The 5,076-nt window shown below is 68.4% G+C and carries 6 protein-coding genes; 3 read left to right on the top strand and 3 right to left on the bottom strand.

From position 1 onward, the window contains the following. Together I71_RS01055 and I71_RS01050 are read right to left on the bottom strand one after the other, a co-directional pair. Nucleotides 1-194 (bottom strand): NAD-dependent epimerase/dehydratase family protein (locus I71_RS01055; protein ID WP_042688921.1); only part of this gene is annotated, 194 nt, incomplete at its 3' end. Between the two features lie 74 nt (nt 195-268). Continuing rightward, nucleotides 269-655: a response regulator gene (locus I71_RS01050; RefSeq protein WP_042688917.1), complete on the bottom strand. Its 387-nt coding sequence runs from the start codon at nt 653-655 to the stop codon at nt 269-271. 500 nt (nt 656-1,155) lie between these two features. Here I71_RS01050 and I71_RS01045 point away from each other — a divergent pair, with 500 nt between their 5' ends. The 3 genes from I71_RS01045 (at nt 1,156) to I71_RS40795 (ending at nt 3,965) form a co-directional block, all read left to right on the top strand. Further along, nucleotides 1,156-2,118 (top strand): DMT family transporter, encoded by a 963-nt coding sequence (locus I71_RS01045; RefSeq protein WP_042688914.1) that lies wholly within the window; start codon nt 1,156-1,158, stop codon nt 2,116-2,118. Nucleotides 2,119-2,196: 78 nt separating this feature from the next. Next, nucleotides 2,197-3,429 (top strand): ABC transporter ATP-binding protein/permease, encoded by a 1,233-nt coding sequence (locus I71_RS01040; RefSeq protein WP_307188947.1) that lies wholly within the window; start codon nt 2,197-2,199, stop codon nt 3,427-3,429. Further along, complete coding sequence (locus I71_RS40795; RefSeq protein ID WP_307188948.1) at nt 3,423-3,965, top strand: ATP-binding cassette domain-containing protein; 543 nt, start codon at nt 3,423-3,425, stop codon at nt 3,963-3,965. The genes I71_RS01040 and I71_RS40795 overlap by 7 nt, the downstream gene beginning before the upstream one ends. 1 nt (nt 3,966) lies before the next feature. Here I71_RS40795 and gcvA read toward each other — a convergent pair whose 3' ends face one another. Beyond that, nucleotides 3,967-4,872, bottom strand: coding sequence for a transcriptional regulator GcvA (gcvA, locus tag I71_RS01035; protein ID WP_042688911.1), 906 nt, complete (start codon nt 4,870-4,872; stop codon nt 3,967-3,969). Nucleotides 4,873-5,076: the final 204 nt, after the last annotated feature.

The following is a 5,076-nucleotide window of genomic DNA, read 5'->3' as shown; positions in this document are numbered from 1 at the left end:
CCGGACATCGCGGCCCGGACGGCCTCGGCATCGGCCACGTCCCCGACATTCACCGGCACGCGTTCCGGCAGGTTCTCGCGCCTGCCGGTCGAGAGATCGTCGAGCACCCGCACCTCGTGCCCGGCGGACAGCAACCGCTCGATCAGGTGCGATCCGATGAAGCCGCACCCCCCGGTTACCAGATAACGCGCCATCGCTGCGCCTCCCTGCACTTTTGCGGGTGTTTGGGTGAACTGCGGCGCCGGATCGCCGAATCGGACCTTTGGCTTCAAGCCGGGAGGAAGCCGGCAACGGCGGCCTGGAACTCCTTGGGCCTGATCGGCTTGGACACATGACCATCGAAGCCGGCATCCGCCAGCCGGCGCTTGTCGGCAGGGGTGGCAAGGTTGGTGACGGCGAGAACCGTGGTTGCAGCCAGTCTGGAGTCGGCGCGGATCTGCCGGATCAGGTCCAGCCCCGACAGGCCGGGCATGACGATGTCCATCACCACCAGATCCGGTGCCGTGTCGCGCATCAGGTCCAGCACCGCGGTGGCGTCGGACGCCTCGACCACGGCAAGGCCGGCCTCTTCAAGACATCGGACAAAAAGCTTGCGCATCAGCACATTGTCTTCGACCACCAGGATGGTCCGAGTCTTTTCGGCCGTTTCCAACATCTCGCAATCCAAGCCCTGTGGCCAAGCCCGGCGGCCGAACACTGTGACAAAGCGGCATCGGGGCCGGTCGGGCTGCCGCGAGGCGCGACCCTACGCCGCACATCGATCCCAATATTGCCGCAAGATTTGGTGTGTATCTTTTTTTGGATTTTCGGTCAAGCCACCCACCCCATGGTCGTACTCCGGTCGGGGAGTGTCTCACGAAAATTACAAATCCCCGCTCGCCAGCTGGCGCCAACATCAAACTGGTCTATTCCAGTCATGGAAGAGAGAGTTATTGCGGGAGCAACAGCGGGAAAAAGGCTTGCCTCGATGGGACCTTCACGCCGGTTGCGCACGCAAGGGGAAATTCTTGTGGCAACTCCGCGCAACCCGGCACGAATGCAATGCCAGGGGACCGAAAGGGCGGCTGCCGGCGCCATGCCGGTGGGCATCAGGCTTGCGCGCCGTCGCCCTGCACATCCATTGCGGCCGCTTCCTCCCCACGCTATGCACCCGGCATGAGCACCGACACCCTTCCCCATGCCTCCCGCACGCTGCTGTCGACCGCCGCCCCTTCGATCGCCGCCCCGTCGATCGCCACAGTGCGCAAGGCCACCGGCATCGGGGCCATCGCCATCCTGCTGTGGTCGACGGCGGCGCTGCTGACTTCGATCTCCAGCGCCATGCCGCCGCTGCAGCTCGTCGCGGTCACCTTCGGACTGGCCTTTCTGAGCGGCAGCACGGTCACGGTGCTGCGTGGCCGCAGCGTGGCCGGCGCCCTGCGCCAGCCGCTGCCCGTCTGGCTGGTCGGCGTCGGCGGGCTGTTCGGCTATCATGCCTGCCTGTTCCTGGCCTTCCACCTCGCCCCATCCGCGGCGGTCGAGGTCAATCTGCTGAATTATCTCTGGCCGCTGTGCATCGTGCTGTTGTCCGCCCTGCTGCCGGGCGAGCGGCTGAAGGCTGCCCATGTGGCTGGGGCGCTGTGCGGACTGGCCGGTACGGCGCTGATCCTGTCGGGGCGCGGCGGCGGGCTGCATCTGGATGGCGGCAATCTGGCGGCCTATGGCGCGGCCCTGGCGGCGGCGCTGATCTGGGGCGCCTATTCGGTCACGTCGCGCCGTTTCGGTTCGGTCCCGACCGAGACGGTCAGCGGCTTCTGCCTGGTCACCGCTCTGCTTGGCCTGATCGGGCACCTGCTGTTCGAGGAGGCGGCCGTCTGGCCGCAGGAGATGTCGGGCTGGCTGGTGTTGCTGGCGCTCGGCATCGGGCCGGACGGGCTGGCCTTCTTCGTCTGGGACCATGGGATGAAGCGCGGCGACATCCGGGCGCTGGGCGTGCTGTCCTATGCCGTGCCGCCGGTCTCGACCCTGCTGCTGATCCTGTCCGGGCAGGCCGACGGCGGCTGGACGGTCTGGGGCGCCTGCGCGCTGATCGCCGGCGGCGCCCTGATGGCGAGCTGGGACATGATCCGCGGCAAGTGACAGCGAATTCACTCCGCAGCCGCGGCAAAGGGTGGTAATCGGCAAGTCTCGTCCCGACCGCTTGCGAGTGCCCGACCGATGCCCGCGCGTGCGTATACTCCGCCTTCCTCCAGCGGACGCCTGTCCGCCGCCCGCCAGTTCCTGGCCGATGTCTGGCGCCTGACCAAGCCTTATTGGTCGTCCGAGGAGAAATGGGCGGCGCGCGGCCTGCTGGCGGCCATCGTCGTCCTCAATCTGGCGGCGGTGTTCATGGAGGTCTGGTTCACCCAGATCAACGCCGACATCTTCAACGCCCTGCAGGACAAGGACCAGAACGGCTTCATCCAGGCCCTTCTGGTGTTCGGCGGTCTGGCGCTGGTCTTCATCGCGGTGGCGGTCTACCGCCTCTACCTGAACCAGATGCTGCAGATCCGCTGGCGCCGCTGGCTGACCGAGCGCTATCTCGGCGACTGGCTGGAGAACCAGACCTATTACCGCCCTGCATTCGCCGACAGCGGCACCGACAACCCCGACCAGCGCATCGCCGAGGATCTGCGCAGCTTCGTGCAGCTGACGCTGAGCCTGTCACTGGGCTTCATGACCAATCTGGTCTCGCTGGTCTCCTTCCTCGCCATCCTGTGGAGCCTGTCCGGCTCGGTCACCATCCCCTGGCTTGGCATCGACCTGCCCGGCTATATGGTGTGGGTGGCGCTGGTGTATGCCGTGGGCGGCACCTGGATCACCCACAAGATCGGCAAGCCGCTGGCCCGCCTCAGCTTCGACCAGCAGCGGTATGAGGCCGACTTCCGCTTCGCCCTGGTCCGCCTGCGCGAGAATGCCGAGAGCGTCGCCCTGCAACAGGGCGAGGCACAGGAGGCGCGCGGCTTCGGCGACCGCTTCGCCCGCGTCGTCGCCAACTGGTGGTCGCTGATGCGCACGCAGAAGCGGCTGGTCTGGTTCACCTCCGCCTATGGGCAGGTCGCAGTCATCTTCCCGCTTCTGGTCGCCGCCCCGCGCTATTTCAGCGGCGCCCTGCCGCTGGGCTCGCTGATGCAGACCTCGCAGGCCTTCGGGCAGGTGCAGGGGTCGATGTCCTGGTTCATCGACGCCTATGTGAACCTCGCCGACTGGCATGCCACCACCAGCCGTCTGACCGGCTTCCACCATGCGGTGGACGCGGTGCGCGCCGGTGCCCGCGACCATGCCGGGGTGGAGCGCGCGGCGGCGGCCGACGGCGCCCTGACGCTGGCAGGGCTGGCCCTGACCCTGCCGACCGGCGGCACGCCGCTGGTCCGCGCCGACCTGACGGGAAGCCGGGCGAAACGCTGCTGATCACCGGTCCTTCGGGTTCGGGCAAGAGCACGCTCCTGCGCGCCATCGCCGGCATCTGGCCCTTCGGCCACGGCCGGATCGCCCTGCCAAGCGCCGCCGCCAACGGCAGCATGGTCCTGCCGCAGAAGCCCTACCTGCCCATCGGAACCTTGCGCGCCGCCGTCACCTACCCCGCAGCCGCCGACGCCTTCCCGGACGAGGCGGTGCGCGAGGTGCTGGATGCCGTGGGCATGGCCGGCTTCGCCGACCGCCTGACGGAGGAGGACCACTGGTCGCAACGCCTGTCCGGCGGAGAACAGCAGCGCGTCGCCATCGCCCGCGCCCTGCTGCACAAGCCCGACTGGCTCTATCTCGACGAGGCGACCTCCGCCTGCGATCCGGAAACGGAAGAACGGCTCTACGGCCTGCTGCGCGCCCGCCTGCCCGGCACCACGCTGGTCAGCATCGGCCACCGCCCCAGCCTCGCCGCCTTCCACGAGCGGCGCCTGACGGTGCGGCGCAACGGCGACGGGATCGGGGAACTGGCGGCGGTGTGAGCTACGCGGGGGACTGTTCCCCCCGCGCCTCGGCCAGCAGCCATTGGCGGAAGGCGGCGAAGGGCGGGTGGTTGGCCTTGCCACGGGGGTGGACGAGGTAATAGGCCCGCGCGCTGCGGTGCGGCCGGTCGATGGCCGGGACCAGGGTGCCGTCGTCCAGTTCGGCGCGGACCAGCAGGGTCGGCAGCAACGCGACACCAAGACCGGCCTCCGCCGCCTGGGCGGTGGTGGCGAACTGCTCGAATACCATGCCGGCGCCAGGACGCGGCGCCAGCCCCTGGGCCGACAGCCACTCGCTCCAGGCATCGGCGCGGGTGCTGGTGTGCAGCAGCGGCAGGGACAGCAGATCGCCCGGCTCGCCCATCGGATGCGCCTTGAGGAAGGCGGGGGAACAGACCGGCAGCACCTCCTCATCGAGCAGATGATCGCAGACGGCGTCGGGCCAGTCGCCGAAGCCGTAATGGATCGCCGCATCCAGATCGTGCAGCCGGAAATCGAAGGGCGCCAGCTTGGTGGTGAAGTGGATCGTCACCTGCGGATGCGCCGCCTGGAAGGCCGGCAGCCGCGGCACCAGCCAGCGCGTGCCGAAGGTCGGCAGGATGGCGAGATTCAGCACGCCGCCCTTGGGGGCGGCGATGGTCCGCACGGTTGCTGCCGCGATCTGGCGCAGCGCGTCGCGGATCGGATCGGCATAGAGCGCGCCGGTCGGGGTCAGCGTCACCCGCTGGCCCTTGCGGATGAAGAGCGCGGTGCCGATCTGGTCCTCCAGAGCCTTGATCTGCCGGCTGACCGCCCCTTGGGTCAGCGACAGCTCGGCCGCCGCGGCGGTGAAGCTGCCGGTGCGCGCCGCCGCCTCGAAGGCGGTCAGCATGCTCATCGAGGGAAGGAGGCGGCGCTGCAAATCCATGGCACCCTCATTACCAAAGCTCATGACCTGTGGAAAGAAAGTCGTTTGCGCCCTGGCGCGCCGCGCGGCACGCTCGATATCCTGGAGATCCTGAACAGGCGGGGCGGGTTCGCGATGAAGACCGGTGGTCAGTTGATCGTCGAAGCACTGGAGGCGCAGGGCGTGCGGCGGGTGTTCCGCGTGCCGGGCGAGAGCTATCTCGCC

Source organism: Azospirillum sp. B506 (genome assembly GCF_000333595.1).
GTDB lineage: Bacteria > Pseudomonadota > Alphaproteobacteria > Azospirillales > Azospirillaceae > Azospirillum.
The sequence above is the reverse complement of the archived record's forward strand: the minus strand, read 5'-3'. Positions and strand labels throughout refer to the sequence as shown.

Excerpts from the sequence above, each read along its gene's own strand:
- I71_RS01050 (WP_042688917.1), bottom strand. The coding sequence starts at position 655 with ATGTTGGAAACGGCCGAAAAGACTCGGACCATCCTGGTGGTCGAAGAC.
- I71_RS01045 (WP_042688914.1), top strand. The coding sequence starts at position 1,156 with ATGAGCACCGACACCCTTCCCCATGCCTCCCGCACGCTGCTGTCGACC.
- I71_RS01040 (WP_307188947.1), top strand. The coding sequence starts at position 2,197 with ATGCCCGCGCGTGCGTATACTCCGCCTTCCTCCAGCGGACGCCTGTCC.
- gcvA (WP_042688911.1), bottom strand. The coding sequence starts at position 4,872 with ATGGATTTGCAGCGCCGCCTCCTTCCCTCGATGAGCATGCTGACCGCC.